Raw genomic sequence first — 26,184 nt, forward strand, 5'->3', positions numbered from 1 at the left:
GCGCCATCGTCCATAGCTTTCGCAGCCCGGTGCTGCCGGACCGCACCTATGGAGCGGTCGAAATTACCGGGTGGCGCCATTGGCGTCGCCCTTACAGGTTGACGATGGAACGGTGTCAGGGCACCTCGCTGTACGCGAGGCGTCGGAGCCGGCCCCTCATCGCGATATACATGAATTGAGCTCAAGGGCATACGCGCGAACCTGGCAGCCAAAGCCTGCGGGTCGCCGTTACTGGAGAAAGAAAGCATGAGCAACTGGTTAGTAGACAAACTGATCCCTTCGATCATGCGTTCCGAGGTGAAGAAGAGTTCGGTACCTGAAGGGCTGTGGCACAAGTGCCCGTCCTGCGAGGCCGTGCTGTATCGTCCGGAGCTGGAAAAGACCCTGGATGTCTGCCCCAAGTGCAACCACCACATGCGCATCGGCGCGCGTGCGCGCATCGACATTTTCCTCGATGCCGAAGGCCGCGCCGAGCTGGGCGCCGAGCTGGAGCCGGTTGACCGCCTGAAATTCCGTGATGGCAAGAAGTACAAGGATCGCCTGAGCGCTGCCCAGAAGCAGACCGGCGAAAAAGATGCGCTGATCTCCATGAGCGGTACCCTGCTGGGTATGCCGGTTGTGGTCAGCGCCTTTGAGTTCTCCTTCATGGGCGGATCGATGGGGGCCATTGTCGGTGAGCGCTTTGTACGCGCGGCCAACTACGCCCTGGAAAACCGTTGCCCGATGGTCTGCTTCTCGGCCTCCGGCGGCGCGCGTATGCAGGAAGCGCTGATCTCGCTGATGCAGATGGCCAAGACTTCCGCGGTGCTGGCGCGCCTGCGCGAAGAAGGCATTCCGTTCATCTCGGTTCTGACCGACCCGGTCTACGGTGGCGTATCCGCCAGCCTGGCGATGCTCGGCGATGTCATCGTCGGTGAGCCCAAGGCGCTGATCGGCTTCGCCGGTCCTCGCGTGATCGAGCAGACCGTGCGCGAGAAGCTGCCGGAAGGCTTCCAGCGCAGCGAGTTCCTCCTGGAGCACGGTGCCATCGACATGATCATCCCGCGCCAGGAAATGCGTCAGCGCCTGGGTAACCTGCTGGCGCAGATGATGGGCCTGCCAACGCCGAAGTTCGTAGCCCCCGTGCTTGAGCCAATCGTCGTACCGCCGGCGCCTGCCACCGTATGATCCAACGTACCCTTGGCGACTGGCTCGCCTATCTCGAGCAGTTGCACCCCTCGGCCATCGACATGGGCCTGGCGCGTTCGCAACAGGTTGCGGCCAGGCTCGGGCTGGACAAGCCGGCGCCACGGGTCATCACCGTGACGGGCACCAATGGCAAGGGCTCGACCTGCGCCTTTCTGGCGGCCTTATTGCGCGCCCAGGGCCTCAAGGTCGGGGTCTACAGCTCGCCGCACCTGCTGCGCTACAACGAGCGGGTGCAGATCGACGGCCGTGAAGCCAGCGATCAGCAGCTGTGTGAAGCGTTTGCTGCTGTTGAGGCCGCGCGCGGTGATATTTCCCTGACCTACTTTGAAGCCGGCACGCTGGCCGCGTTCTGGCTGTTCAGGCAGTCGGCGCTGGATGCCGTGGTGCTTGAAGTAGGGCTGGGTGGTCGTCTGGACACGGTCAATATTGTCGATGCCGACATGGCGCTGGTTACCAGCATCGGTGTCGATCATGCCGACTACCTGGGGGACACCCGTGAATCGGTGGCCTTCGAGAAGGCCGGTATCTTCCGTCAAGGCAAACCGGCGCTGTGCGGCGACCTCAATCCGCCACAACCGCTGCTGGACAAGGCGCGCGAGCTGAGCTGCCCGTTCTTCCTGCGTGGGCGTGATTTCGATCTGGCCAGCACCGACCAGTGCTGGCAATGGCGCGGCCTGGACAGTGCCGGCCAGCAGGTTGAACTGCATGACTTGCCATTGCTCGACCTGCCGATGGAAAACGCCGCGTTGGCGCTGCAAGCCTACCTGCTGCTGGGGCTACCCTGGGATGCCGGGCAGCTTGCGGCAACGTTGCGCGCTACGCGGATCGTCGGTCGCCTGGATCGTCGGGCATTTCGCTGGCAGGGCAAGTCGTTGACTATCCTCATGGATGTCGGGCACAACCCGCACGCTGCCGAGTACCTGGCCCGACGTCTTGCCGAGCGCCCGGTGCAGGGCAAGCGCCTGGCGGTGTTCGGTCTGTTGGCCGACAAAGACCTTGAAGGTGTGGTGCAGCCGTTGCTGGCTGAATTCCAGCAGTGGGCGGTTGCGCCGCTGGACACGGCGCGCAGCCGGCCGGCGAATGAGCTTGAGGCGACCCTGGCTGGTTTTGGTGCCGAGGTCGTGCGTTATTCCAGCGTGGCGGATGCACTTGACGGTCAGTGCGCGCTGGCAACGGCCGATGATGAAATCGTGCTGTTCGGATCGTTTTTCTGTGTCGGCGAAGCCCTGCAGTGGCTGGACCGGCACGCCATGGAGGAAAGGGCAGATGGCATTGCTGGATAAAGTGGTCAAGCAGCGGATGGTCGGTGCGCTGGTGCTGGTCGCACTGGCGGTGATCTTCCTGCCGATGCTGTTCTCCCGTGAAGACGAGATGCGTCAGGTGCGTGTCGATGCGCCGGAGGCGCCAGCAGCGCCGACCATGGCCCCGGTGCAGGTCGAGCCGGTGGCAGTGCCCGAGCCGCAGGTACTTCCAGACGAAGCCCCGGTGGTGGTCGACGAATCGACAGCGCCCGTGCAGACGCCGAGCGCGCCCATCACGGCAGTTCCTGCGACCGTACCGGTGCCTGCTCCTGCCCCGGCGCCAACGGTTGCCAGCAAGCCGGTGACGCCACCGCCAGCTGCAACAAAGCCTGAAGTCAAACCTGCAGCCACGGTTGCCACTGCCGCCAAGCCGGCAGCGGGCAAGATCGACGCCAATGGCCTTCCGGTCAGCTGGTCGGTACAGCTGGCCAGCCTGTCCAGCCGGGCGGGCGCCGATAACCTCCAGAAAACCCTGCGCAGCCAGGGATACAATGCCTACATCCGCTCGGCGGGTGGCATGAACCGGGTGTATGTCGGGCCGCTGATCGAGCGCGCTGAAGCCGAGCGTCTGCGTGAGGTGATCAGCCGCCAGCAGAAGCTCAACGGCATCATTGTGCGATTCCAGCCCGAGCGCAGTTGAAGCGGCGCTGCCCGGCTGGCGCCGGGCGGCAAATCACTGCTTACCGACAGCCCGCTGCTCTGGTAAAATGCGCCGCCTTATCCGTTTGCAGGCAACACTGTGGCATTTACCTGGGTCGACTGGGCGATTTTCGCGATCATCGCCATTTCTTCGCTGATCAGTCTCAAGCGCGGCTTCGTCAAAGAGGCCTTGTCGCTGCTTACCTGGATCATTGCCGGTGCGGTAGCCTGGATGTTCGGTGGCTCGCTGTCGCAGTACCTGGAATCCTATATCCAGACGCCTTCGGCCCGGGTCATTGCCGGATGCGCCATTCTTTTCGTCGCCACCCTGCTGGTGGGGGCCATGATCAACTTTCTCATCGGCGAGCTGATTCGCGTCACCGGACTTTCCGGGACCGATCGCTTCCTGGGCATGGCATTCGGTGCCGCCCGTGGGGCCTTGCTGGTGGTGGTGGCTGTCGGGCTGTTGAGCCTGGGGCCGGTACAACAGGACCAGTGGTGGCAGGACTCGCGCCTGATACCACAATTTCTATTGGTGGCTGACTGGTCGAAAAACCTCATTCTGGGGTTCACCAGTCAGTGGCTAGCCAGCGGGATCAGCGCACCGGCTGATCTCCCGTTCAAGGATCAGCTTCTGGGGCCCAAGACGCCTTGAGAGCTGCTCAGTCCAGTTTCATTAAGTAGGGGTTGCGTCGCATGTGTGGCATCGTCGGTATCGTCGGTAAGTCGAACGTCAATCAGGCGCTGTATGACGCGCTAACCGTCCTCCAGCACCGCGGCCAGGACGCTGCCGGTATTGTGACCAGTCATGATGGCCGGTTATTCCTGCGCAAGGACAACGGCCTGGTTCGTGATGTGTTCCAGCAGCGCCATATGCAGCGCCTGGTCGGGCACATGGGCATTGGCCATGTGCGTTACCCGACCGCGGGCAGCTCGACCTCGGCCGAGGCTCAGCCGTTCTACGTCAACTCGCCCTATGGCATCACCCTGGCGCACAACGGTAACCTGACCAACGTTGAACAGTTGGCCAAGGAGATCTACGAGTCTGACCTGCGTCACGTCAACACCAGTTCCGACTCTGAAGTCCTGCTCAACGTCTTCGCCCACGAGCTGGCGGTGCGCGGCAAGCTGCAGCCAACCGAAGAAGACGTGTTCGCCGCAGTGACCGATGTGCACAACCGTTGCGTGGGTGGCTACGCCGTGGTGGCAATGATCACCGGTTACGGCATCGTCGGCTTCCGCGACCCGAACGGCATCCGTCCGATCGTGTTCGGCCAGCGTCACACCGACGAAGGCGTCGAATACATGATCGCCTCCGAAAGCGTTTCGCTGGATGTGCTCGGTTTCACCCTGATTCGCGATCTGGCACCGGGTGAAGCGGTGTACATCACTGAAGAGGGCAAACTGCACACCCGTCAGTGCGCAACCAACCCGCAACTGTCGCCGTGCATTTTCGAGCACGTCTACCTGGCCCGTCCTGACTCGATCATCGACGGCGTCTCGGTCTACAAGGCGCGCCTGCGCATGGGCGAGAAGCTGGCCGAGAAGATCCAGCGCGAGCGTCCGGATCACGACATCGACGTGGTCATCCCGATTCCAGACACCAGCCGTACCGCTGCGCTGGAGCTGGCCAACCACCTGGGCGTCAAGTTCCGCGAAGGCTTCGTCAAGAACCGCTACATCGGCCGCACCTTCATCATGCCTGGCCAGGCGGCGCGCAAGAAGTCGGTCCGCCAGAAGCTCAACGCGATCGAGCTGGAGTTCCGCGGCAAGAACGTGATGCTGGTCGATGATTCCATCGTGCGTGGCACCACCTGCAAACAGATCATCCAGATGGCGCGTGAAGCCGGGGCGAAGAACGTCTACTTCTGCTCGGCCGCACCTGCAGTGCGTTACCCCAACGTCTACGGCATCGACATGCCGAGCGCTCATGAACTGATCGCCCACAACCGCAGCACCGAAGATGTCGCCGAGCTGATCGGCGCTGACTGGCTGGTTTACCAGGACCTGCCAGACCTGATCGAAGCGGTCGGCGGCGGCAAGATCAAGATTGAGCATTTCGACTGCGCAGTGTTCGACGGCAAGTATGTGACCGGCGACATTGACGAGGCCTACCTGAACAAGATCGAACAGGCGCGCAACGATGCCTCGAAGGTCAAGAATCAGGCGGTCAGCGCGATCATCGACCTCTACAACAACTGAATCGGGAGCAGCGGCATGACACAGGAATGGGATGCCGGGCGCCTGGACAGCGACCTCGAAGGGGTCGCTTTCGATACGCTGGCGGTACGCGCCGGCCAGCATCGAACGCCGGAAGGTGAGCACAGCGACCCGCTGTTCTTCACCTCCAGCTACGTGTTCCGTACAGCGGCCGATGCCGCTGCACGGTTCGCCGGCGAGGTTCCAGGCAACGTCTATTCACGCTATACCAACCCGACCGTACGTGCGTTCGAAGAGCGCATTGCCGCCCTGGAAGGCGCCGAGCAGGCTGTGGCGACGTCCACCGGCATGTCGGCGATCCTGTCCACGGTGATGGCGCTGTGCAGCGCCGGTGACCATGTACTGGTCTCGCAGAGCGTATTCGGTTCGACTATCAGCCTGTTCGAGAAGTACTTCAAACGCTTCGGTGTCCAGGTCGACTATGTGCCGCTGGCGGACCTGGCCGGCTGGGACAAGGCGATCAAGACCAACACCAAACTGCTGTTCGTCGAATCGCCGTCCAATCCGCTGGCCGAGCTGGTGGATATCGCGGCGCTGGCCGAAATTGCCCATGCCAAGGGTGCGCAACTGGTTGTGGATAACTGCTTCAGTACCCCGGCCTTGCAGCAACCGCTGAAGCTGGGCGCCGACATCGTCGTGCATTCGGCGACCAAGTTCATCGACGGCCAGGGCCGTTGCATGGGCGGTGTGGTAGCCGGGCGCAGCGAGCAGATGAAGGAAGTCGTGGGCTTTCTGCGCACTGCCGGGCCGTCCCTGAGCCCGTTCAACGCCTGGATCTTCCTCAAGGGACTGGAAACCCTCAACCTGCGTATGCGTGCCCATTGTGCCAATGCCCAGGCCCTGGCCGAGTGGCTGGAGCAGCAGGACGGCATCGAGAAGGTGCACTACGCAGGGCTTGAGAGCCATCCGCAGCATGCGCTCGCAAAAAGCCAGATGAGTGGTTTTGGTGCGGTCGTGAGCTTCGAGGTCAAGGGTGGCAAAGAGGGCGCCTGGCGCTTCATCGATGCCACGCGGCTGATTTCGATCACAGCCAACCTGGGCGACAGCAAGACCACCATTACCCATCCCGGCACCACCTCCCACGGCCGTCTGTCGCCGCAGGAGCGTGAAGCCGCAGGCATTCGCGACAGCCTGATCCGGGTGGCCGTGGGGCTTGAAGACGTCGGCGACCTCAAGGCCGACCTGGCTCGCGGTCTGGCGGCGCTGTGATCGACTGGTCGGTGGGCGACAGCAGCCATAACGGCCGCGTCGCCCTGGTCACCGGAGCAGCCCGGGGAATTGGCCTGGGCATCGCTGCCTGGCTGATTGCCGAGGGCTGGCAGGTGGTGCTGACCGACCTCGACCGTGCGCGAGGCACCCGCGTTGCCAAGGTGCTGGGTGACAATGCCTGGTTCATCGGCATGGATGTCGCCGATGAAACCCAGGTGAAGACCGGCGTGGCCGAAGTACTCGGCCAGTTCGGGCGCCTGGATGCGCTGGTGTGCAATGCCGCGGTCGCCGACCCGCACAACACCACCCTGGAAACCCTGAGCCTGGCCCACTGGAATCGTGTGCTGGCGGTCAACCTCGGTGGCCCCATGCTGCTGGCCAAGCACTGTGCGCCTTATCTGCGCGCTCACGGCGGTGCCATCGTCAACCTGGCGTCTACCCGCGCTGGCCAGTCAGAGCCCGATACCGAGGCGTATGCGGCGAGCAAGGGCGGTTTGCTGGCCCTGACCCATGCCCTGGCGATGAGCCTGGGGCCAGAGATTCGCGTCAACGCGGTAAGCCCCGGCTGGATCGATGCCCGGGACCCGTCCCAGCGTCGCGCAGAACCTTTGAGCGAAACCGATCATGCCCAGCATCCGGCGGGCAGGGTAGGGACGGTGGAAGACGTTGCAGCCATGGTTGCCTGGTTGTTGTCGCGCAATGCCGGCTTCGTCACCGGCCAGGAGTTCGTGGTCGACGGCGGCATGACCAAGAAGATGATCTACACGTAACACTGCTTTTTTGCCCTTTTTGAAAAAAACTTCAACGGGGGTATTGACTTAGGTTCGATACCTGCGTAAATTTCGCCACCTCAGCGAAGCACACGGGTGATTAGCTCAGCCGGGAGAGCATCTGCCTTACAAGCAGAGGGTCGGCGGTTCGATCCCGTCATCACCCACCACTTCCTGAGATGTTCCTGGCCCGACACATTCGCAAGAAGGTGTTACCAGAGAGGAACAGGACGCAAGTCCACTATGCGCAGCGGTAGTTCAGTCGGTTAGAATACCGGCCTGTCACGCCGGGGGTCGCGGGTTCGAGTCCCGTCCGCTGCGCCACTTTTCTCCAGATCGGTTCAACGACCGGTTTGAGGTCCGAAGGCACCGAAGCCTTCAGGCCAGATCCCAGTTTCAAGCAAGCGCAAGCTTGTATGATACGCAGCGGTAGTTCAGTCGGTTAGAATACCGGCCTGTCACGCCGGGGGTCGCGGGTTCGAGTCCCGTCCGCTGCGCCATATTCACCTGGAGGCCCTTGAACTCCTCCAGGTAACAAAGAGAGCGACATTAAGTTCGCTTTTTTTGTGCCTGAGATTAGCGGCAGTTTCGCAGTCCAGGTGAGCACGACCACGCAGCGGTAGTTCAGTCGGTTAGAATACCGGCCTGTCACGCCGGGGGTCGCGGGTTCGAGTCCCGTCCGCTGCGCCATATTGATGTAACAAGAAAAGCGACCTCAGGGTCGCTTTTTTTGTGCGCGCCATTTGGCAGCCCTGGCCAGGAACCTAGACCCTGAATCGTGCTACCAGCGCTTGCAGCTCGCCACCCAGGCGCGCCAGCTCCACTGACGAGGCGGCGGTCTGTTGGGAGGCGGTTGAAGACTGTTCCGCCACATCCCGCACACTGAGCACGCTGCGGTTGATCGATTCGGCCACGGCGCTTTGCTGTTCGGCGGCGGTGGCGATCTGCAGGTTCATGCTCTGGATGCTGGTCACGGTCTGGGTGATGGCTTGCAGCTCGATACCCGCTTCATTGGCCAGCGCCACCGTGGTGCCGACCATTTCGTGACTGCTATGCATCATCTGCGCGGCTTTCTGCGCGCCTTGCTGCAGCGAGACAATCAACGCTTCGATCTGGGCTGTGGATTGCTGGGTGCGCTTGGCCAGTGCACGGACTTCGTCGGCCACCACGGCAAATCCGCGTCCGGCGTCGCCTGCCCGTGCCGCTTCAATCGCGGCGTTGAGGGCCAGCAGGTTGGTTTGCTCGGCCACGGCGTTGATCACGGTCATCACGCTGCTGATGTGTTCGCTTTCCGTTGATAACTGGTTGACCGCCTCGGCGGAGCTACCGATGTCGACGGCCAGTTGCCCGATCTGGGCCAGTGCCCGTTGCACCACCTGGTTGCCCTGGTTGGCCTGGCTGTTTGCCTGGCGGGTGGCTTCGCTGGCCTCTTCGGCATTGCGTGCCACGTCCTGGACGGTAGCGACCATTTCGCTCATGGCTGTGGCCACCTGATCGGTCTCGACCTTTTGGCTGTTGATGCCGGCGCTGGTTTGCTCGGTGATCGCCGATAGCGCCTCGGCAGCCGTGGACAGTTGGCGAGTGACATTGCCGGCCTGGCCAAGCATTTCGCGCAGATTGTTGGCGCTTTGCTCCAGCGCCAACAGCAACTGACCGAATTCGTCACGGCGCGGTTCGCTGGCGGCGTGGGTCAGGTCGCCTTCACCGATGCGCCGGGCGATGTCCACGGCCTGGCGCAACGGTTGGGTGATCTGGCGGATGATCACGGCGCTGATGAGCACGCCGAGTACCAGGGCGCAGAACAGCAGGGCGAGCATCAGGGTACGGCTGTGGCTGGATTCTTCGTTGCTGTGCTGGTTTTGCAGGGTGATCAGCTGATTGATCGCCTCAAGGCCCCTGTGTACGTTCTCCAGCAACTGGTCGTGGAGCCGGGCCTGCTCCGGGCTGTTGGCCGTTGCAGCCTGCAGTTGCCGGAATTGCTCCTGGTAGCGCTGCAGGTCGTCCTGGGTGGCGCGCAGCAGTCGCTGTGAGTCGGCGTCAACCAGGTGCCTGAGGTTTTCATCGAGCAGTTGCCGGGTTTGTTGATGGGCTTGGTTCAACTGATCAACAAATACCGCTTCACGGCGCTGTTCGAAGCTCAACTGGGCAGCGCGCATTTCATTGAGGTTGTCGAGGATGTAGTTGACCGATACCAGCCGGTCGGCACGTTGGGTCAGGGTATTCAGGCTGCTGATGGCAGTGATGGCCAGGAGCACCATCAACACCAGGATGGGGGTGAAGCCGAGCAATAGCTTGATTTTCACTGACAGGTTTTTCACCGGGGTAACTCCTTGTAGTTGTCCGGTCCGGATGGTGGCTACATGCCAGCGTAGTTGCACATTGGCGGGTTAAAAAGTCGGAACCCGGTAGATTTCCGCGGAGTGCCGACTGAATGGATACAAGATTTTTCGACCAGCGGCGCCCAAGGCGTTGCGCCTTATTTACGGCCTTATCAAGGATTTTTCCGGGGTGATTGCCCGGCTGCGGTTTCAGTGATCCGCCGATGTGTTGCACAATAGGCGTTGATCGTTTTACTCAGGATTTGCAATGTCAAAGTCAACCGTCTTGGGTGCGCTCGGGCTGGCCCTTGTGCTGGCGGGTGTTTCCGGCTGTTCCTCGAAGAAAGCTGCCATCTACGAACACGAGAATTTCGACGACTCGGGTACCTATTCGCGCAGCTTTGCGGTTAACGAAGCCAGTACCTGCGAAGCGGCCCGGCGTGCCTTGCTCAGTCAGGGCTACATCATTACCAGCAGCGACGCCGGTCAGGTCAATGGCAACAAGAGCTTCCAGCAGACGGGCGAATCGCACCTGCAGATCAGCTTCAACGTGGTTTGCGCCCGCGACAGCGGAGACGAGCAGCGCTCGACCATGTTCGCCAACGCCCTGCAGGACCGCTATGCGCTGAAAAAGTCCAACACTTCGGCCAGCGTCGGCGTGGGTGTGCTGGGTTCGTTGTCGATGCCCATCGGCTCGACCGACGATTCGATGGTCAAGGTTGCCAGTGAGACCGTGACCTCGGCCAAGTTCTACGAGCGTTACTTCGCCCTGGTCGAAAGTTTCCTGCCCAAGGAGCCGAAGAAAAAGATCGCGCTGAAAAAACCGGTCGAAAAACCTGCACCTGAGCTGGGTATCCCCGAGCCTGCGCCGGTGGCAGCTCCCGCCGCCCTTGCGCCTGTTACGCCCGACGTGCCGGCCACTGAACCTGCACCGGCCCAGCAGGCGGCAACCGTTGAAGCGGCGCCTGCGCCGGTAGTCGATGACAGCGCCGGCTCCAAACCGGTCGCGCCACCGCTCGATGCAGCCCCGATCAATGTCGAACAGCCCGCGCCACCCAGCGCCGAGCCGGTATCGACGGTAACGCCGGCGGTGCCGGTCAGCAGCCCGGAGCAAGCACCGCAATAACCGGGCGGATAAATTTTGCATCTGCTGCTACGTTGTTTTGATACGTGTCATTGTCATTTTTTATTCATCGCGGCACTTTAGGCTCGATGACGAATCAATGAATTGAATGAGAAACGACGGAGCAGAAAATGGACGATTATCAAGAAGAACTACTCGAATACCGCGCCTTTGAACTCGATCCACCCGAGCCTGCCGAAGACGCCACCGAGCTTTAATCTCAGCCGGTACGCCGCTGACTGCGGCGGAACTCCCCGGGGGTCATGCTGTTCCAGCGCTTGAAGGCGCGCTGGAAGGCCTCGGCCGAGGCAAACCCGAGCAAATACGCGATCTCGCCAAACGCCAGTTCCGTGTCGCGGATGTAGGCCATGGCCAGGTCGCGGCGCGTGTCATTGAGAATCGCGCGAAACTGCGTGCCTTCCTCGGCCAGCTTGCGCCGCAATGTCCAGGTTGGCAGTTGCAGGTGCCGTGCCACTTCCTCCAGATCAGGCTCCCGTCCGCCATTGAGCAGCGGCCCCAGCAAGTGGGCAATTCGCTCGCTCAGGCTGCGGATGCGGGTGCGTTGTTCCAGTTCCGTTTCACATAACTTGAGCAGGTGCTGCCAGGTGCTTGGGCAGTGCGTGGGGTTGCGCAGGGCGAGGCTCGCACGGCTCAGGCGCAACTGATTGGTCTGTGCGCCAAACTGCACCGGGCTTGTGCACAACGCCTGGTAGTGGCTGGCGTAGGGCGGCGCCTCGAATTCTATCTCCATCCGTTCGGCCATCAGCGTGACCCCGGCCAGACTCGACAGTTGTGCCAGCCAGCCAGACAACAGCGAATCCACCACAAAGCGGTTGTAGGTGTTGTATGGGCTGATGGAGTAAAAACGCAGCCAGGCGCCGCTGGCGTCTTCTTCAAAGCTCGAGTGGCCGCGATAATTGGCGGCATACAGTGGCTCAAAGCGCAGCAAGGTGCGGGCCGCCACACCCACGGTGGGGGCCGGGGCGGCGGTGACGCCTGCCAGGCCGGCCGGGCTCAGGCGGCTGATCTGGCCCATGTGCAAGCCCCGCGCCGGATCGCCGGTCATCTCGATGGCGGCATGGCCCAGGTGCATGTAGCGCGGGATCGACAGGCGCGCCCCGGCTTCAGCCAGGCGTTCACTGTCCAGTCCATAGCGCTCCAGCAGCGCTGTGGGCTCGATGCCGCGTTGCTGCAGGGTTTCGCTCAGGCTCTGGACGAAACCGACAGACAGGTCTCCCAGGCGCATCCGTGGACGGTTCATGCCGGGCCTACAGCCACAGGTTCAGCAGGCGAGCGCCAGCAGCGCGGGTACCGCTCAGGTGGACGCCGGCGCGGCTGGCAAAGCCCTGGCCGTCGGCGACTTCGTCCCAGAAGCGCCCACGCAGGAACACGCTCATGCTGCTAACTCCTGTGGGATTGGCGTTGAGCGTCAACTGTTGCCAGGCCTGGGCTTCGCTGACTTCGCCGGGTTTGATAGGCAGGGTGGCGGCCAGGGGTTGGTGGCGATTGCCGCGCCACGGTCCGTTCCAGCTGTCTTTGCCGGCCAGGAACGCCGGGTTGGCGATCAGTTGCGCGGATTGATTGACCAGCTGTTGCTGGTTGCTCGGGTACCAGCTGTCGCTGCCGATCAACACCCCCAGGCGCCCGGCGGGGGTTTGCAGCACTTGTGGTGGCTGGTCGGTGCCGCTGCTGATAAAGCGCCGCACTTCGCCGTCCGGGTGTTGTTGCAGTTGCGGCTGGCCAAGCACCGAGCCGTCGCCTGCAAATACCAGGCTGCTGTTGTACAAGGCGCCTGAACCGATTTTCAGGATGCCGCGCTCAACGTAAGGGGAGGGCAGGACAATCGAGCCTGCGACCAGGGTGACTCCGAACTCTTTGGCCAGGCCACTGAACAGTTGCTGGTAGTCGCTGGCCATTTGCTGCGCCTTCATGCGCAGGTGAGCATCGGCACGGCGGTCATCGCCCTCGGCGCCGAGCATGGCCAGGCCGTAGCTGAGCGGGTTGCTCAGTTCCAGCCACTGCAAGGCTTCACGGCGCTGGGTGACCTGGTACAGCTCGTTTTTCTCGCCCCGGGCCCAGAGCCAGGTGCCGATGTGCTCGGGCAGGATGACCACGGTGCGGGCATTGATCAGGCCTTGCGCACGAGCTTGCTCAAGATAGGCGGCCAGTTTGCGGTGCAGGCGTTGCAGGTTCTGGTAATCACCGGGATACAGTTGCGGTTCGACCCCGAGCAGATTGCCGTGGTCGGCGGGTACGCCTTCGCTCAGGGTCAGTTCGACGCGCAGGTCTGACAGGTAATGGCCGGTAGGTCGTTGCCCGGTCCAGAACCCGTAGCCGCACAGTGCCGCAATGATGACCAGCGCCAGGGCGCCCAACAGGAGTTTTCGCATGAATCAGCACAGCACCAGCAAGGGATTCGGTCATTAGGGTAGACCCCGCGTGCAGTAGGATCAATAACTTGTAACTTTCGGTTATTGAGCCGGGAGCGCTGGCTCATTAATGTCGGCCACAGATAACTGACGGGCTCCGCTCACTGAGCGAGGTGCCCGCATCCCGTGATTAAGTCTGTTGTGGAGTTCACTATGGCCGCCGCTCGTTACCCGCACCTGCTCGCCCCGCTGGATCTGGGCTTCACCACCCTGCGCAACCGCACCCTGATGGGCTCGATGCACACCGGCCTGGAGGAAAAGCCCGGTGGTTTCGAGCGCATGGCTGCTTATTTTGCCGAGCGTGCACGTGGCGGTGTCGGCCTGATGGTCACCGGCGGCATCGGCCCTAACGTAGAGGGCGGCGTGTATTCTGGTGCGGCCAAGTTGAGCACCCCGGAAGAAGCCGACAAGCACCGTATCGTTACCCGTGCCGTACACGAGGCGGGCGGCAAGATCTGCATGCAGATTCTCCACGCCGGTCGCTATGCCTACAGCCCGAAGTCGGTAGCACCGAGTGCCATCCAGGCGCCGATCAACCCGTTCAAGCCGCGCGAGCTGGATGAAGAGGGTATCGAGAAGCAGATTCAGGACTTCGTCAATTGCTCGGTGCTGGCACAAACCGCCGAGTACGACGGCGTCGAAATCATGGGGTCGGAAGGTTACTTCATCAACCAGTTCCTGGCCGCGCATACCAACCAGCGCACCGATCGCTGGGGTGGCAGCTATGAAAACCGCATGCGCCTGGCGGTAGAGATCGTCAGCCGGGTGCGTGAGGCGGTCGGCCCGAACTTCATCATCATCTTCCGCCTGTCGATGCTCGACCTGATTGAGGGTGGGAGCAACTGGGAAGAGATCGTGCAACTGGCCCAGGCGATCGAGAAAGCCGGTGCGACGATCATCAACACCGGCATCGGCTGGCACGAAGCGCGCATTCCGACGATCGCCACCAAAGTGCCTCGCGCCGCGTTCAGTAAGGTCACGGCCAAGCTGCGTGGCGCCGTACAGATTCCGTTGATCACCACCAACCGCATCAACACCCCGGAGGTGGCCGAGCAGATTCTGGCCGATGGCGATGCCGACATGGTCTCCATGGCGCGGCCTTTCCTTGCCGACCCGGACTTCGTCAACAAAGCCGCTGCCGGCCGCAGTGACGAGATCAACACCTGCATTGGCTGCAACCAGGCCTGTCTGGACCACACTTTCGGCGGCAAGCTGACCAGCTGCCTGGTCAACCCGCGTGCCTGCCATGAAACCGAGCTCAATTACCTGCCGGTTACCCAGGTCAAACAGATCGCTGTGGTCGGTGCCGGCCCTGCCGGCCTTGCGGCGGCCACCGTGGCTGCCGAACGCGGTCATCAGGTGACACTGTTCGATTCAGCCAGCGAGATCGGTGGTCAGTTCAACGTCGCCAAACGCGTGCCGGGCAAGGAAGAGTTTTATGAAACCCTGCGCTACTTCAAGCGCAAGTTGCAGACCACGGGCGTCGAGGTGTGCCTGAACACCCGTGTCGATGTCGAGCAACTGGCGGCAGGTGGTTATGACGAAATCATCCTGGCTACGGGGATCGCACCGCGTTTGCCGGCGATTCCGGGCATCGAGCACAGCAAAGTGCTGAGCTACCTGGACGTGCTGCTTGAGCGCAAACCGGTCGGGCAGAAAGTCGCGGTGATCGGTGCCGGTGGCATCGGTTTTGACGTCTCCGAGTTCCTCGTCCACCAAGGCAAGGCCACCAGCCAGGACCGCGAAGCATTCTGGAAGGAGTGGGGCATCGACACGGCGCTAGAGGCACGTGGCGGGGTGGCCGGCGTCAAGGCGCAGCCGCATGCTCCGGCACGTGAGGTGTTCCTGCTGCAACGCAAAAAGACCAAGGTCGGCGACGGCCTTGGCAAGACCACGGGCTGGATTCACCGTACCGGCCTGAAAAACAAGCAGGTGCAGATGCTCAACAGCGTCGAGTACCTGGGCATCGACGATGCCGGCCTGCATATCCGCATTGCCGAAGGCGAGCCGCAGGTGCTGCCTGTGGATAACGTGGTGATCTGTGCCGGTCAGGACCCGCTGCGTGAGTTGCATGACGGGCTGCAGGCGGCGGGTCAGTCGGTGCACCTGATCGGCGGCGCTGATGTCGCGGCTGAACTGGATGCCAAGCGGGCCATCAACCAGGGCTCGCGCCTCGCTGCCGAGCTCTGAGTACGGCGCGCAGCGGGGTGCAGACCCTGCTGCGCTGCTAAACTGCCGCCTCCTTGCGGCAGTGATCCCTGTATGACCGGTTTTGATGCGCTTCCTGATGCTCCACTGCACCGCTTGACACCGGACTGGCTACGCCCTTTCGGTGTCGAGTTGGCGGTGTTGCGCCTGGACCTGATTGATCCCCTGATCAGCGGCAACAAGTGGTTCAAGCTGCTGGAGCACCTGCGCCTGGCGCAACAGGCCGGCGCTCCGGGCGTTATCAGCCTTGGCGGGGCGCACTCCAATCACCTGCATGCCCTGGCGGCGGCCGGCAAACGCTTCGGCTTTGCCACCGCCGGCTTGTTGCGCGGCCATGCCCAGGACACACCCACCGTCCGAGACCTGCTGGCTTTTGGCATGCACCTGCACTGGCTCGGCTACGGCGGCTATCGGGCGCGCCATCAGGCCGATTTCTGGTTGCCATGGCAGCAGCACTATCCCGGCTGGCACTGTGTACCGGAAGGCGGTGGCGGCCCACTGGGCGCCAAAGGCTGTGCCTTGATCGTCACGCAGGCGAAGCAGCAGTTGGCAAAGGTGGGCTGGGCGGATTATGACGGCTGGTGGCTGGCCGCAGGCACCGGTACCACGTTGGCGGGGCTGGTGCTGGCCGAACAGGGCGAGCATCCGGTACATGGGGCGCTGGCCGTGCCTGCCGGTCACGGCGTGGCGGAGCAGGTCGAGGCGTTGGCTGGCGGTAGCGGCTACCGCCTGTACGACGCCAGCCGGGGGGGATTTGCCAAGGTGGACGAGGCGTTGCTGGCGTTCATCGATGCCAGCGAGGCGGAATCCGCCATGCCGCTGGAACCGCTCTACACCGGCAAGGCATTGATGGCGCTGCGCGAACAGGTTGAAGCGGGTGCCTTTGCCCCCGGCACACGCCTGATCTTCCTGCACAGCGGCGGCCTGCAGGGCCGCCGCGGCTTTGTCTAGTCCTTGCCTGGGAGCATGCGCAGCAGGGTGTTATCGCGCTGCACGTAATGATGGTAAAGGCCGGCCAGGGCATGCAGGCCGATCAGCCAGTAACCCCAGGTGCCAATGCGCTCGTGCCAGCCCTTGATGAATTTGGCCTGGTCCGGGTCCGGTGCGATCAGCGCCGGCAGTTCGAAACCATAGAACGGAATCGGTTTGTCGGCGGCACTGAGAATCAGCCAGCCGGCGAGCGGCAAGCCGATCATCAACAGGTACAGGGCCAGGTGCATCAAGTGGGCGAGGCCGGTCTGCCAGGCCGGTGGCTTGGGAATGATGGGCGGTGTCGGGCGGCTCAGGCGCACCACCAGGCGCAGCCAGACCAGGACGAATACGGTCAGGCCAAGCATGAAGTGCAGGTCTTTCATCAGGTTGCGTTCGGCGCTGTCCTTGGGGAACAGACCGCGCAGTTCGATCAGGGCGTACACGGCCGCCAGCAATACCAGCATCAGCCAGTGCAGGGCAATCGACAGGCCGCCATAGCGGGTCTGGGGCGCATTCAGGGTCATGGTCATTCCTTGTCATCATCAGGTCGTAGGTCGCGCTCTTGCTGGCGCAATGCTGTAACTGTAAACGCTGGAAAGCCGATTACTTGGGGATTGCAGCAAAAAAATGCCAGCCTTGCATTGACCTGTCGCTAGAATTCGCCGTTTAGTCCCTTTCGAATTCAAGGTTCGTGTCATGTTGATGGCGTCGCTGATTTTCCTGCTGACCATTACCCTGGTGATCTGGCAGCCCCGTGGGCTGGGTGTTGGCTGGAGCGCCAGCGGCGGTGCATTGCTGGCGCTGCTCAGCGGCGTGGTGCAGTGGGGCGATGTACCCGTGGTCTGGCAAATCATCTGGAATGCCACAGGCACCTTCATTGCGCTGATCATCATCAGCCTGCTGCTGGATGCGGCGGGCTTCTTCGCCTGGGCGGCGCTGCATGTGGCACGTTGGGGGCGCGGTAATGGGCGTCGACTGTTCAGCTTCATCGTGTTGCTCGGTGCGCTGGTGTCGGCACTGTTTGCCAACGATGGCGCGGCGCTGATCCTGACCCCCATTGTCATGGCCATGCTGCTGGCATTGCGCTTCAGCCCGGCGGCGACCCTGGCTTTCGTCATGGCGGCCGGCTTTATTGCCGATACCGCGAGTTTGCCACTGGTGGTGTCGAACCTGGTCAACATCGTCTCGGCGGACTTTTTTGGCATCGGGTTCAACCGTTACGCGGCCGTGATGGTGCCGGTGAACCTGGTCAGCGTGCTGGCGACCCTGCTGGTGTTGCGCTGGTATTTTCGCCGCGACATTCCGGCTGACTACGACCCGCTGCAACTGGACCGGCCACGCAGCGCAGTGAACGACCCGGCCACTTTCGTTGCCGGATGGCTGGTACTGGTGATCCTGCTGATCGGCTGTTTTGCCCTGGAGCCATTGGGCATTCCCATCAGCGCGATTTCGATCGTGTGTGCGCTGGTGTTGCTGGTGGTGGCGGCGCGCGGGCACAGGATTGCTGTGCGCAAGGTGCTCAAGGAAGCGCCCTGGCACATTGTGGTGTTCTCCCTGGGCATGTACCTGGTGGTCTATGGCCTGCGCAACGCCGGGCTGACCGACTATCTGGCCGGCTGGCTGGATGATTTTGCCGCTGGCGGCGTGTGGGGCGCGGCGCTGGGCACCGGGCTGCTGGCGGCGGTGTTGTCTTCGGTCATGAATAACTTGCCGACAGTGTTGATCGGCGCCTTGTCGATCGATGCAAGCACGGCCACCGGGGTCGTCAAGGAAGCGATGATCTATGCCAACGTGATCGGCAGTGACCTGGGGCCGAAGATCACCCCCATCGGTAGCCTGGCGACCTTGCTCTGGTTACATGTGCTGGAGCGTAAGGGGGTGAAAATTGGCTGGGGGTATTACTTCAAGGTCGGGATCGTATTGACCGTGCCGGTGTTGCTGGTGACGCTGGCGGCGTTGGCCGTGCGTTTGAGCTGGGGCTAAAAGGCGCCCCTGTTTCGTGTCGCGCTTGCGACCTTCGCGGGTAAACCCGCTCCCACATGGGAGTGCAATGGTTGAGACCTTGTGGGAGCTGGCGAAGCCTGCGATGGGCTGCACAGCAGCCCCGGGACCGGGTCAGCCGGGTAGATTCGGCCATAGGTCGGAGACCAGAAACACCCGCTGTGCTTCTTCCCACTCGCCATCCTCACCTGCCACCAGACGTACCAGCAGTTGTGCCGGTGCCTGCGGATCAAGTGCATTGAGCCAGGCATCGAAACGTTCCAGGCTCCAGCACTCGTCCGCTGCACAACGTGCCGGTGCCAACCAGGCTTGCCGGGGCAACGGTTGCCAGAAGCCCGGCAAGCTCTGCTCGACATAGCCTTGCCAGTCCCGCTGATGCAGCCATTGCCCGGTCAGGTGCTGCGGGTGGGCCCCCGTGGGTGAGTCGGCATGTGCGGGCCAGGGGTAAAACAGGTAGCCGGCCAGCCACAACTGGGCACTGAACTGCTCGATCTCCAGCGCCGCGAGTGCCTCACGACTTTCTGCCCGTGCCGAAATCGGCAACTGGTGCTCGGCCAGGTGCGCAAGCTTGACGTCCAGGCGGTCGTGGCACCCCGGGCCCAGCCAGTGCGCCGGGTCTTTGCCATCACCGCCTGGCGGCCCCAGATAGAGTTTGATCGCCAGCTCCAGATGGTGCACACCTTCAGCATCGCGCAGCAGGATGTCCAGCTCGCCCAGGGTGTGGCCGCCCGTGCGGATCGGCAGATTGGCAGCAAGCAATTCGACGCCGGGCGCGTGCTGCAAGGCAAACTGCCACAGACGTTCGTAGTACAAGCCCAGGCGCCGGGTCGCCAGCTGTGCCAGCCAGTGTTCGAGCAAGTGACTGTCGTGATCCAGGTCATGCAGCCACTGGTGCAGTCGCTGTGGATGGTCGACCCAGTCACTGGCAGCCAGCGGATGGCGCTGTGGCCAGGGCGTTTCGCGCAGCATCGGCGGCGCCAGGATGACCCAGGCCAGGTCGCGCACCTGGGGGTGGCGCAACTGGCGGGGCAGGTCGGCCAGGGCGGAAAAAGGGTTCATCCAGCGAGCATAGCCGCTATGCCCCGGGCACTGGCGATTTTCTCCGGCGTTTGCTGCTACCCGGCGCTTTCGCCCATAATCGAACTCTTGGGCCAATTGAGCCTCTTTACCCGCCGTAGCGTCTAGCAGGAGCCCCATGGAGCAATTTCGCAATATCGGTATCATCGGCCGCCTCGGCAGCTCCCAGGTGCTCGATACCATTCGCCGACTGAAAAAATTCCTGCTCGAACGGCACCTGCACGTCATTCTCGAAGACACCATCGCCGAAGTGCTGCCCGGCCACGGCCTGCAGACTTCTTCACGCAAGTTGTTGGGCGAAGTCTGCGACCTGGTGATTGTCGTCGGTGGTGACGGTAGCCTGCTGGGCGCCGCGCGCGCCCTGGCCCGGCACAACACCCCGGTACTGGGCATCAACCGCGGCAGCCTGGGCTTTCTTACCGACATTCGCCCCGATGAGCTGGAAGTCAAAGTCGCTGAAGTGCTCGACGGCCACTACCTGGTGGAAAACCGCTTTCTGCTCCAGGCCGAAGTACGCCGTCATGCCGAAGCCATTGGCCAGGGCGATGCCCTCAATGATGTAGTGCTGCACCCGGGCAAGTCGACGCGGATGATCGAATTCGAGATCTACATCGACGGTCAGTTCGTCTGCAGCCAGAAAGCCGACGGCCTGATCGTCGCCACACCGACCGGCTCGACGGCCTATGCGCTGTCGGCGGGCGGCCCGATCATGCACCCCAAACTCGACGCCATCGTCATTGTGCCAATGTACCCGCACACCCTGTCGGGGCGGCCGATCGTGGTGGATGGCAACAGCGAGTTGAAGATCGTGGTGTCCAAAGACATGCAGATTTACCCGCAAATTTCCTGTGACGGTCAGAACCACTTCACCTGCGCCCCCGGCGACACCATCACGGTGAACAAGAAGCCGCAGAAACTGCGCCTGATCCACCCGCTGGATCACAATTACTATGAGGTATGCCGGACCAAACTCGGTTGGGGCAGCCGCCTGGGTGGTGGAGGCGAGTGATGCTCGATCCAGCCCGCAGTTACGATTTGATCGGTGACGTGCACGGCTGTGCACATACCCTTGAGCGCTTGCTCGACGCCCTGGGCTACAAGCGTCAGGGCGGCGTGTGGCGCCATCCTCAGCGCCAGGCGCTGTTCCTCGGCGATATCATCGACCGTGGCCCGCGAATCCGCGAGGCCCTGCATATCGTTCACGACATGGTCGAAGCCGGTCAGGCCCGTTGCATCATGGGCAACCATGAATACAACGCGCTGGGCTGGAACACCCCGGCGTTGCCTGAAAGCGGCAAGCAGTTCGTGCGTGAACACAACCCGCGGCATGGCCGCCTGATCTACGAAACCCTTGAGCAATTCGAAGGGCACCCGGCGGACTGGCACGATTTTCTCGAGTGGTTCTATGAGCTGCCGCTGTTCCTCGATGCCGGGCGTTTCCGCCTGGTGCATGCCTGCTGGGATTCACGTCTGATCGAGCCGTTGCGCCAACAGTACCCGAACGGCTGTATCGACGAGCATTTCATCCAGGCCTCGGCAGTGCCTGACAGCTTTGCTGCCACAGTCTGCAACCGCTTGCTGCGTGGCACCGACATGCGCCTGCCGGACGGCCTCACCCTGACCGGTGGCGATGGCCTGACCCGGGCATTTTTCCGGACCAAGTTCTGGGAAGAAGACCCGAAAACCTACGGCGACATCGTTTTCCAGCCGGATGCCTTGCCGGAAAAGGTTGCCAGCACGCCGCTAAGTCACAGCCAGAAGAATGCCTTGCTGCGCTACGGTGAAGAGGAGCCCATGTTGTTCGTCGGGCACTACTGGCGCAGTGGCAAACCGGCGCCGATCCGCGCCAACCTGGCCTGCCTGGACTACAGTGCGGTGCTGTACGGCAAACTGGTTGCCTACCGTCTCGACGATGAAACCCGACTCGACCCGCGCAAATTCGTCTGGGTCGACGTGGACCGGCCGGAGGCCAGCCAATGAGTGCAGTGGTGGTATTGCGTATGCCGTTGAACACCGACCTCAGTGGTTTTGTCGGCCTGCTGCGGCGCCTGCAGGTGCCGCATCGGGTCAGCGAGGAGGGCGGCGACCAGGTGTTGTGGGTGGCGGAAAACCTGGCGCAGGATGTGCGTGAACTGTACCAGCGCTTCCCTGAAGGTGACGCCGACTTCCAGTTGCCCGCCCAGGCCACACAAGCGCCAGCACGCCCGAGCATCGGCGAGCAGTTGCGCGCCAGCAAGGCCACGGCCGCCGTGTTGCTGCTGTGCCTGATCGTTGCCGGTTTTACCGGGCTGGGTGACAACTTCGCCACCTTGAGCTGGCTGACCTTTCTCGATTTTCGCGTACAGGGCGAGTACCTGTATTTCACCCCGCTAGCCGCCAGCCTGGCCGACGGCCAATGGTGGCGCCTGTTCACACCGATGCTGGTGCATTTTGGCATCCTCCACCTGGCGATGAACGCCCTGTGGTACTGGGAGCTGGGCCGGCGCATCGAACTGCGCCAGGGCTCCTGGACGATGCTGAGCCTGACCCTGCTGTTCAGCCTGGTATCCAATGCCGCGCAATACCTGTTTGGCGGGCCGAGCCTGTTCGGCGGCCTGTCGGGGGTGCTGTACGGCCTGCTTGGGCACATCTGGTTGTACCAGTGGCTGGCACCCAACCCGGTGTATCGCATGCCACGCGGGGTACTGGTCATGATGCTGATCTGGCTGCTGCTGTGCCTGTCGGGGCTGGTCAGCCTGCTGGGCTTCGGCCAGATCGCCAACGCCGCCCATGTCGGCGGGTTGTTGGTCGGTTGCCTGAGCGGGCTCTTGGGCGGGGCGCTGGCTCGGCGTAAACTGACGGCTTGATTTGGGAGACGCTATGTCCACTTTTGCGCAAATGATTGAAAACATTACCCCGGAAATCTACGAGAGCCTGAAACTGGCTGTGGAACTGGGCAAATGGGCGGATGGGCGCAAGCTCACCACCGAGCAGAAAGAGCTGTCGCTGCAGGCGGTCATCGCCTGGGAAATGCAAAACCTCCCCGAAGAGCAGCGCACCGGCTACATGGGCCCGCAGGAATGCAGCTCGAAGTCGGCACCGGTTGCCAACATCCTGTTCAAGTCGGATGCGATCCATTGATCGAACTCGGCCGTGGTTCCATCAGTAAAATGTCGGCGCGTCTCGACGCACCGGTAGTGCAGTACGCATTTCGCCTGGGCGAGCTGGAAGTGCCGGTCAATCCGTTGATCGGCAAGACTCTGCGCCTGGAATACCTCGGCGCCATCCATTGCAGCCACTGCGGTCGCAAGACCAAAACCAGCTTCAGCCAGGGTTATTGCTACCCGTGCATGACCAAGCTGGCGCAGTGTGACGTGTGCATCATGGCTCCGGAAAAATGCCACTACGATCAGGGCACCTGCCGCGAACCCGCCTGGGGTGAGCAGTTCTGCATGACCGATCATGTCGTGTACCTGGCCAATTCCTCGGGCATCAAGGTCGGTATCACCCGTGCCAGCCAGCTGCCCACGCGCTGGCTCGACCAGGGTGCAAGCCAGGCCCTGCCGATCGTGCGGGTTGCCACGCGCCAGCAATCGGGGTTGGTCGAAGACCTGTTCCGCAGCCAGGTTGCCGATCGCACCAACTGGCGTGCGCTGCTCAAGGGCGATGCCGAAGCGGTCGATCTGCTGGCCGTTCGCGATCAGCTGTTCGACAGCTGCGCCGAAGGCCTGAGTGCCTTGCAGACACGATTCGGCCTACAGGCCGTGCAGCCGCTAAGCGACGGCGAGGTGCTGGAAATCCGCTACCCGGTCGAGGCCTACCCGAGCAAGATCGTCAGCTTCAACCTGGACAAGAACCCGGTGGCTGAAGGCACGCTGCTGGGCATCAAGGGCCAGTACCTGATCTTCGATACCGGTGTGATCAATATTCGCAAGTACACGGCGTACCAGCTTGCCGTGCATCAGTAAAAGGACCGCCACATGCGTACCGAACAGCCGCAAGTGATCTACCTCAAGGACTATCAGGCGCCCGAGTACCTGATCGACGAGACGCACCTGACCTTCGAACTGTTCGAGGACCACAGCCTGGTCCACGCGCAGCTGGTCATGCGCCGTAACCCCGCACGTGGCGCCGGCTTGCCGCCACTGGTCCTCGATGGCCAGCAACTGGAGCTGCTCAGCGTGGCGCTGGACGACCAGGCGCTGAATGCCGGCGAGTACCAACTCGACGACAGCCAGCTGACCCTGCAGCCCAAGGCCGCGACCTTCACCCTCGACACCAGCGTGAAGATCCACCCGGAAAGCAACACGGCGCTCGAAGGCCTGTACAAGTCCGGCAGCATGTTCTGCACCCAGTGCGAGGCCGAAGGCTTCCGCAAGATTACCTACTACCTGGACCGCCCGGACGTGATGAGCACGTTCACCACCACGGTGATCGCCGAGCAGCATCGCTATCCGGTGCTGCTGTCCAATGGCAACCCGATCGGCAGCGGTCCGCAGGACGACGGCCGGCACTGGGCGACCTGGGAAGACCCGTTCATGAAACCGGCCTACCTGTTCGCGCTGGTGGCCGGTGACCTGTGGTGTGTCGAAGACACCTTCACCCGTCAGTCGGGCCGCGACGTGACCCTGCGCATCTATGTCGAGCCGGAAAACATCGACAAGTGCCAGCACGCCATGACCAGCCTGAAGAAGTCCATGCGCTGGGACGAAGAGGTCTACGGTCGCGAATACGACCTGGACATCTTCATGATTGTTGCGGTCAACGACTTCAACATGGGCGCCATGGAAAACAAGGGCCTGAACATCTTCAACTCCAGTTGCGTGCTGGCCCGCGCCGAAACCGCCACCGATGCCGCGCACCAGCGGGTCGAGGCGGTGGTGGCCCACGAGTACTTCCACAACTGGTCGGGCAACCGCGTGACCTGCCGCGACTGGTTCCAGTTGTCGCTCAAGGAAGGCTTCACGGTATTCCGCGATTCGGAATTCAGCGCCGACATGAACTCACGCACGGTCAAGCGCATCGAGGATGTTGCCTACCTGCGTACCCACCAGTTCGCTGAAGATGCCGGCCCGATGGCGCACGCCGTTCGCCCGGACAGCTTTATCGAGATTTCCAACTTCTACACCCTGACCGTTTATGAGAAGGGCTCGGAAGTGGTACGCATGGTGCGTACGTTGCTGGGCGCGGACGGTTTCCGCAAAGGCAGCGACCTGTACTTCGAGCGCCATGACGGCCAGGCGGTGACCTGCGACGATTTCATCAAGGCCATGGAAGATGCCAACGGCGTCGACCTGACGCAGTTCAAGCGCTGGTACAGCCAGGCCGGTACGCCGCGTCTGACGGTGAGCGAGTCGTACGACAGTGCGGCGCACACCTACAGCCTGACCTTCCGTCAGAGCTGCCCGGCGACGCCGGACAAGGTCGAGAAAAAGCCCTTCGTGATCCCGGTCGAACTGGGGCTGCTGGACGCCCAGGGCAACGACATCGCCCTGCGCCTGCAAGGCGAAGTTACTGCGCTGGGTACTTCACGCGTGGTGTCGGTGACCGAAGCCGAGCAGACCTTCACCTTTGTCGACGTTGACGCCAAGCCGTTGCCATCGCTGTTGCGCGGCTTCAGCGCACCGGTGAAGCTGAGCTTCCCCTACGATCGCGATCAGCTGATGTTCCTCATGCAGCATGACAGCGATGGCTTCAACCGTTGGGAAGCCGGCCAGCAACTGTCGGTGCAAGTGCTGCAGGAACTGATCGGCCAGCATCAGCAGGGCAGTGCCCTGGTGCTGGACCAGCGTCTGGTCACGGCGTTGGCTGCAGTGCTGGGTAACGACCAGCTGGATCAGGCCATGGTCGCCGAGATGCTCTCGCTGCCGAGCGAGGCCTACCTCACCGAAATCAGCGAAGTGGCCGATGTCGACGCCATTCACGCGGCCCGCGAGTTTGCCCGCAAGCAGATTGCCGACCAGCTGTTCGATGCCCTGAATGCGCGTTACCAGGCCAACCGTGCTGTTTCGCGAAACACCGCGTATGTCGCCGAGGCCGAGCATTTTGCCCGCCGCAGCCTGCAGAACATTGCCCTGTCGTACCTGATGCTCAGCGGTAAGCCAGAAGTAGTGGCTGCCACCCAGGAGCAGTTTGACGCCTGTGACAACATGACCGAGCGCCTCACCGCGCTGGCCGTGCTGGTCAACTCACCGTTCGAAGCCGAGCGGGCCAAGGCGCTGGAAGTCTTCGCCGAAAACTTCAAGGACAACCCGTTGGTCATGGACCAGTGGTTCAGCGTACAGGCCGCGAGCACCCTGCCGGGCGGTCTGGCACGGGTCAAGGCGTTGATGCAGCACCCGGCGTTCACGATGAAGAACCCGAACAAGGTTCGCGCCCTGATCGGTGCGTTCGCCGGGCAGAACCTGGTCAACTTCCATGCCGCCGATGGTTCGGGCTACCGCTTCCTGGCGGACCTGGTCATTGAACTCAATGCGCTCAACCCGCAGATCGCTTCGCGCCAGCTGGCGCCGCTGACGCGCTGGCGCAAGTACGATGACGCGCGTCAGGCGCTGATGAAAGGCGAGCTTGAGCGCATCCTGGCCTCGGGCGCACTGTCCAGCGACGTTTACGAAGTCGTGAGCAAAAGCCTGGCCTGACGGCCTCGCGGGCAAGCCTGGCTCCTACACGATCTGTAGGAGCGCCCCAGGTCAGCGGCCCCGAGCCCCCCCCCGCCGCGGAGCACCCCCCGCTTGGCGATTGGCCGGCCCC

General features: G+C 62.5%; 22 protein-coding genes and 4 tRNA genes. 21 read left to right on the forward strand and 5 right to left on the reverse strand.

The window, feature by feature from the left end; translation table 11 throughout:
- The first annotated feature begins 246 nt into the window (after nucleotides 1-246).
- The 11 genes from accD to I5S59_RS23090 all read left to right on the forward strand — a co-directional run bounded on the left by accD (nucleotide 247) and on the right by I5S59_RS23090 (nucleotide 8,017).
- Nucleotides 247-1,167: an acetyl-CoA carboxylase, carboxyltransferase subunit beta gene (gene accD, locus I5S59_RS23040; RefSeq protein WP_128326049.1), complete on the forward strand. Its 921-nt coding sequence runs from the start codon at nucleotides 247-249 to the stop codon at nucleotides 1,165-1,167.
- Nucleotides 1,164-2,471, forward strand: coding sequence for a bifunctional tetrahydrofolate synthase/dihydrofolate synthase (folC, locus tag I5S59_RS23045; protein WP_197878621.1), 1,308 nt, complete (start codon nucleotides 1,164-1,166; stop codon nucleotides 2,469-2,471). The genes accD and folC overlap by 4 nt, the downstream gene beginning before the upstream one ends.
- Nucleotides 2,455-3,129, forward strand: a complete 675-nt coding sequence (locus I5S59_RS23050; RefSeq protein ID WP_197878622.1) for an SPOR domain-containing protein — start codon at nucleotides 2,455-2,457, stop codon at nucleotides 3,127-3,129. The genes folC and I5S59_RS23050 overlap by 17 nt, the downstream gene beginning before the upstream one ends.
- Nucleotides 3,130-3,228: 99 nt before the next feature.
- Nucleotides 3,229-3,783 (forward strand): CvpA family protein, encoded by a 555-nt coding sequence (locus I5S59_RS23055; RefSeq protein ID WP_045187244.1) that lies wholly within the window; start codon nucleotides 3,229-3,231, stop codon nucleotides 3,781-3,783.
- A gap of 41 nt (nucleotides 3,784-3,824) precedes the next feature.
- A complete protein-coding gene (purF, locus tag I5S59_RS23060; RefSeq protein WP_128326052.1) occupies nucleotides 3,825-5,330 on the forward strand; it encodes an amidophosphoribosyltransferase in 1,506 nt (501 codons plus the stop codon).
- Nucleotides 5,331-5,345: 15 nt separating this feature from the next.
- Nucleotides 5,346-6,557, forward strand: coding sequence for an O-succinylhomoserine sulfhydrylase (locus I5S59_RS23065; protein WP_197878623.1), 1,212 nt, complete (start codon nucleotides 5,346-5,348; stop codon nucleotides 6,555-6,557).
- Between the two features lie 11 nt (nucleotides 6,558-6,568).
- Entirely contained in the window at nucleotides 6,569-7,327 is a 759-nt protein-coding gene (locus I5S59_RS23070; RefSeq protein ID WP_197878637.1) for an SDR family oxidoreductase, read from the forward strand.
- Nucleotides 7,328-7,421: 94 nt separating this feature from the next.
- Nucleotides 7,422-7,497, forward strand: a tRNA-Val gene (locus I5S59_RS23075).
- Between the two features lie 77 nt (nucleotides 7,498-7,574).
- Nucleotides 7,575-7,651, forward strand: a tRNA-Asp gene (locus tag I5S59_RS23080).
- 99 nt (nucleotides 7,652-7,750) lie between these two features.
- Nucleotides 7,751-7,827, forward strand: a tRNA-Asp gene (locus I5S59_RS23085).
- A 113-nt stretch (nucleotides 7,828-7,940) separates the two neighbouring features.
- Nucleotides 7,941-8,017 (forward strand) — tRNA-Asp (locus tag I5S59_RS23090).
- Between the two features lie 74 nt (nucleotides 8,018-8,091).
- On the opposite strand, the gene I5S59_RS23095 is transcribed toward I5S59_RS23090, so the two are convergent.
- The gene (locus I5S59_RS23095; protein ID WP_332262093.1) at nucleotides 8,092-9,645 is read right to left on the reverse strand and encodes a methyl-accepting chemotaxis protein; all 1,554 of its coding nucleotides are present in this window, start codon (nucleotides 9,643-9,645) and stop codon (nucleotides 8,092-8,094) included.
- A 268-nt stretch (nucleotides 9,646-9,913) separates the two neighbouring features.
- Here I5S59_RS23095 and I5S59_RS23100 point away from each other — a divergent pair, with 268 nt between their 5' ends.
- Nucleotides 9,914-10,771 carry a DUF2242 domain-containing protein gene (locus I5S59_RS23100; RefSeq protein WP_197878624.1) on the forward strand — a complete coding sequence of 286 codons (858 nt, stop codon included), beginning with the start codon at nucleotides 9,914-9,916 and terminating at the stop codon, nucleotides 10,769-10,771.
- A gap of 217 nt (nucleotides 10,772-10,988) precedes the next feature.
- Here the strand turns inward: I5S59_RS23100 and I5S59_RS23105 are convergent, their stop codons facing one another.
- Complete coding sequence (locus I5S59_RS23105) at nucleotides 10,989-12,029, reverse strand: AraC family transcriptional regulator (RefSeq protein ID WP_197878625.1); 1,041 nt, start codon at nucleotides 12,027-12,029, stop codon at nucleotides 10,989-10,991.
- Between the two features lie 7 nt (nucleotides 12,030-12,036).
- The gene (locus tag I5S59_RS23110) at nucleotides 12,037-13,158 is read right to left on the reverse strand and encodes a nitrilase-related carbon-nitrogen hydrolase (protein WP_197878626.1); all 1,122 of its coding nucleotides are present in this window, start codon (nucleotides 13,156-13,158) and stop codon (nucleotides 12,037-12,039) included.
- Nucleotides 13,159-13,350: 192 nt separating this feature from the next.
- On the opposite strand from I5S59_RS23110, the gene I5S59_RS23115 reads away from it, so the two are divergent.
- Both I5S59_RS23115 and I5S59_RS23120 read left to right on the forward strand, forming a co-directional pair.
- Nucleotides 13,351-15,387 carry an NADPH-dependent 2,4-dienoyl-CoA reductase gene (locus I5S59_RS23115; protein ID WP_197878627.1) on the forward strand — a complete coding sequence of 679 codons (2,037 nt, stop codon included), beginning with the start codon at nucleotides 13,351-13,353 and terminating at the stop codon, nucleotides 15,385-15,387.
- Nucleotides 15,388-15,459: 72 nt separating this feature from the next.
- Nucleotides 15,460-16,356: a 1-aminocyclopropane-1-carboxylate deaminase/D-cysteine desulfhydrase gene (locus tag I5S59_RS23120; protein ID WP_197878628.1), complete on the forward strand. Its 897-nt coding sequence runs from the start codon at nucleotides 15,460-15,462 to the stop codon at nucleotides 16,354-16,356.
- Here the strand turns inward: I5S59_RS23120 and I5S59_RS23125 are convergent.
- Entirely contained in the window at nucleotides 16,353-16,901 is a 549-nt protein-coding gene (locus I5S59_RS23125) for a cytochrome b (protein ID WP_197878629.1), read from the reverse strand. The genes I5S59_RS23120 and I5S59_RS23125 overlap by 4 nt on opposite strands.
- A 172-nt stretch (nucleotides 16,902-17,073) precedes the next feature.
- On the opposite strand from I5S59_RS23125, the gene I5S59_RS23130 reads away from it, so the two are divergent.
- Nucleotides 17,074-18,360: an arsenic transporter gene (locus I5S59_RS23130; protein WP_197878630.1), complete on the forward strand. Its 1,287-nt coding sequence runs from the start codon at nucleotides 17,074-17,076 to the stop codon at nucleotides 18,358-18,360.
- 132 nt (nucleotides 18,361-18,492) lie between these two features.
- On the opposite strand, the gene I5S59_RS23135 is transcribed toward I5S59_RS23130, so the two are convergent.
- A complete protein-coding gene (locus I5S59_RS23135; protein WP_197878631.1) occupies nucleotides 18,493-19,437 on the reverse strand; it encodes a DUF1853 family protein in 945 nt (314 codons plus the stop codon).
- A 136-nt stretch (nucleotides 19,438-19,573) separates the two neighbouring features.
- Between I5S59_RS23135 and I5S59_RS23140 the strand changes: the two genes are divergently transcribed.
- Genes I5S59_RS23140 through pepN form a run of 6 tightly spaced genes read left to right on the forward strand, consistent with a single transcriptional unit; the run spans nucleotide 19,574 to nucleotide 26,072 of the window.
- A complete protein-coding gene (locus tag I5S59_RS23140) occupies nucleotides 19,574-20,464 on the forward strand; it encodes an NAD(+) kinase (protein WP_128326063.1) in 891 nt (296 codons plus the stop codon).
- Entirely contained in the window at nucleotides 20,461-21,435 is a 975-nt protein-coding gene (locus tag I5S59_RS23145; protein ID WP_197878632.1) for a metallophosphoesterase, read from the forward strand. The genes I5S59_RS23140 and I5S59_RS23145 overlap by 4 nt, the downstream gene beginning before the upstream one ends.
- The gene (locus I5S59_RS23150; RefSeq protein ID WP_197878633.1) at nucleotides 21,432-22,301 is read left to right on the forward strand and encodes a rhomboid family intramembrane serine protease; all 870 of its coding nucleotides are present in this window, start codon (nucleotides 21,432-21,434) and stop codon (nucleotides 22,299-22,301) included. The genes I5S59_RS23145 and I5S59_RS23150 overlap by 4 nt, the downstream gene beginning before the upstream one ends.
- A gap of 13 nt (nucleotides 22,302-22,314) precedes the next feature.
- On the forward strand, nucleotides 22,315-22,575 hold the full coding sequence (locus I5S59_RS23155; RefSeq protein ID WP_038608730.1) for a YeaC family protein: 261 nt from the start codon (nucleotides 22,315-22,317) through the stop codon (nucleotides 22,573-22,575).
- Nucleotides 22,572-23,402 carry a DUF2797 domain-containing protein gene (locus I5S59_RS23160; RefSeq protein ID WP_197878634.1) on the forward strand — a complete coding sequence of 277 codons (831 nt, stop codon included), beginning with the start codon at nucleotides 22,572-22,574 and terminating at the stop codon, nucleotides 23,400-23,402. Before I5S59_RS23155 ends, I5S59_RS23160 begins: the two co-directional genes overlap by 4 nt.
- Nucleotides 23,403-23,414: 12 nt before the next feature.
- Nucleotides 23,415-26,072 (forward strand): aminopeptidase N, encoded by a 2,658-nt coding sequence (gene pepN, locus I5S59_RS23165; RefSeq protein WP_197878635.1) that lies wholly within the window; start codon nucleotides 23,415-23,417, stop codon nucleotides 26,070-26,072.
- The last annotated feature ends 112 nt before the right edge of the window (nucleotides 26,073-26,184 follow it).

Origin of the sequence: Pseudomonas alkylphenolica (assembly GCF_016009175.1) — a bacterium.
GTDB lineage: Bacteria > Pseudomonadota > Gammaproteobacteria > Pseudomonadales > Pseudomonadaceae > Aquipseudomonas > Aquipseudomonas alkylphenolica_B.

Excerpts from the sequence above, each read along its gene's own strand:
- I5S59_RS23115 (WP_197878627.1), top strand. The coding sequence starts at position 13,351 with ATGGCCGCCGCTCGTTACCCGCACCTGCTCGCCCCGCTGGATCTGGGC.
- I5S59_RS23150 (WP_197878633.1), top strand. The coding sequence starts at position 21,432 with ATGAGTGCAGTGGTGGTATTGCGTATGCCGTTGAACACCGACCTCAGT.
- I5S59_RS23130 (WP_197878630.1), top strand. The coding sequence starts at position 17,074 with ATGTTGATGGCGTCGCTGATTTTCCTGCTGACCATTACCCTGGTGATC.
- I5S59_RS23065 (WP_197878623.1), top strand. The coding sequence starts at position 5,346 with ATGACACAGGAATGGGATGCCGGGCGCCTGGACAGCGACCTCGAAGGG.
- I5S59_RS23140 (WP_128326063.1), top strand. The coding sequence starts at position 19,574 with ATGGAGCAATTTCGCAATATCGGTATCATCGGCCGCCTCGGCAGCTCC.
- I5S59_RS23110 (WP_197878626.1), bottom strand. The coding sequence starts at position 13,158 with ATGCGAAAACTCCTGTTGGGCGCCCTGGCGCTGGTCATCATTGCGGCA.
- purF (WP_128326052.1), top strand. The coding sequence starts at position 3,825 with ATGTGTGGCATCGTCGGTATCGTCGGTAAGTCGAACGTCAATCAGGCG.
- accD (WP_128326049.1), top strand. The coding sequence starts at position 247 with ATGAGCAACTGGTTAGTAGACAAACTGATCCCTTCGATCATGCGTTCC.
- I5S59_RS23100 (WP_197878624.1), top strand. The coding sequence starts at position 9,914 with ATGTCAAAGTCAACCGTCTTGGGTGCGCTCGGGCTGGCCCTTGTGCTG.
- I5S59_RS23050 (WP_197878622.1), top strand. The coding sequence starts at position 2,455 with ATGGCATTGCTGGATAAAGTGGTCAAGCAGCGGATGGTCGGTGCGCTG.
- I5S59_RS23155 (WP_038608730.1), top strand. The coding sequence starts at position 22,315 with ATGTCCACTTTTGCGCAAATGATTGAAAACATTACCCCGGAAATCTAC.
- I5S59_RS23135 (WP_197878631.1), bottom strand. The coding sequence starts at position 19,437 with ATGAACCCTTTTTCCGCCCTGGCCGACCTGCCCCGCCAGTTGCGCCAC.
- folC (WP_197878621.1), top strand. The coding sequence starts at position 1,164 with ATGATCCAACGTACCCTTGGCGACTGGCTCGCCTATCTCGAGCAGTTG.
- I5S59_RS23105 (WP_197878625.1), bottom strand. The coding sequence starts at position 12,029 with ATGAACCGTCCACGGATGCGCCTGGGAGACCTGTCTGTCGGTTTCGTC.
- I5S59_RS23120 (WP_197878628.1), top strand. The coding sequence starts at position 15,460 with ATGACCGGTTTTGATGCGCTTCCTGATGCTCCACTGCACCGCTTGACA.
- I5S59_RS23125 (WP_197878629.1), bottom strand. The coding sequence starts at position 16,901 with ATGACCCTGAATGCGCCCCAGACCCGCTATGGCGGCCTGTCGATTGCC.
- pepN (WP_197878635.1), top strand. The coding sequence starts at position 23,415 with ATGCGTACCGAACAGCCGCAAGTGATCTACCTCAAGGACTATCAGGCG.